General features: G+C 63.3%; 1 protein-coding gene. It reads left to right on the forward strand.

What is annotated here, in order from left to right:
• Nucleotides 1-10: 10 nt before the first annotated feature.
• The coding region (gene iscB, locus CKO36_RS19345; protein ID WP_200286516.1) for an RNA-guided endonuclease IscB at nt 11-588 on the forward strand (578 nt) is incomplete at its 3' end.

Raw genomic sequence — 588 nt, forward strand, 5'->3', positions numbered from 1 at the left:
AGGAATTGAAATGGCTGTCTTTGTTCTCGACAAACAGAAAAACCCGCTGATGCCGTGCACGGAGAAGCGCGCTCGGCTGTTACTCCAGCGTGGGCGAGCGGTGGTGGTGCGGCTACACCCCTTCACCATCCGGCTCAAGGATCGCCTCGGTGGTGAAACTCAACCACTGCGCCTGTCGCTCGATCCGGGGAGCAAAACGACCGGAATCGCCGTGGTGCGCGAGGTCGAGCGCATCGACCCCGAGACGGGCGAGATACGCCGTGAGGCGCAGGTGCTGTGGTTGGCCGAACTGACCCACCGTGGTGCCCAGATCCGTGAGCGCTTAACCGCTCGCCGCGCCTGTCGTCGCCGTCGGCGCACAGCGAATCTGCGCTATCGCGCCCCGCGCTTTCATAATCGCACCAGACCCAATGGCTGGCTCGCCCCGAGTCTGCGCCATCGATTGGACACCACGCTGAGCTGGGTGAATCGTCTCCAGCGTCTCGCGCCCATCAACAGCATCAGCCAAGAGCTGGTGCGCTTCGACACTCAGGCACTCCAGAACCCTGAAATCAGCGGTGTGGCGTATCAGCAGGGCGAACTGGCCGG

This window comes from Rhabdochromatium marinum (assembly GCF_016583795.1).
Classification (GTDB): domain Bacteria; phylum Pseudomonadota; class Gammaproteobacteria; order Chromatiales; family Chromatiaceae; genus Rhabdochromatium; species Rhabdochromatium marinum.